1 pseudogene is annotated in these 319 nt (G+C 47.6%); it reads right to left on the bottom strand.

Features of this window, described 5'->3' with window-relative positions:
• A pseudogene (locus EO98_RS18950) lies at positions 1–192 on the bottom strand (glycosyltransferase family 2 protein); the annotation flags it as partial.
• Positions 193–319: the final 127 nt, after the last annotated feature.

Genomic DNA, 319 nt, shown 5'->3' with positions numbered 1-319 from the left:
TTTCAGCCCGATAATAAGGCTTGAACCCAGGATAAGGGAGCCTCCAAGCAGTTCTTTTTCAAGTGAATGGTAGCTCAGCAACTTCTTACCTTTTCTGTCATCCCTGTACATGCCGTGTATCAGGCCATAGGTTTTCATATACCCGCCAGTGGCAAGGATTTGCCCGCCAATGATTAAGAGCACGCTGCCCAAAATAAAGGAGTGCAACCGGTTATATGCAGCATTTCCCGTGAGAAGAAGGGAAGTCGTTATGAGAAAACCCAGTATAAACACAAAAGCGCCGGGCAGATAGAGGAAAGGGGCTGGCCGGTATAACATC

Origin of the sequence: Methanosarcina sp. 2.H.T.1A.6, from assembly GCF_000979455.1 — an archaeon.
Lineage (GTDB): Archaea > Halobacteriota > Methanosarcinia > Methanosarcinales > Methanosarcinaceae > Methanosarcina.
Note: the sequence above shows the minus strand (reverse complement) of the source record. Positions and strands in the feature narration are given on the sequence as shown.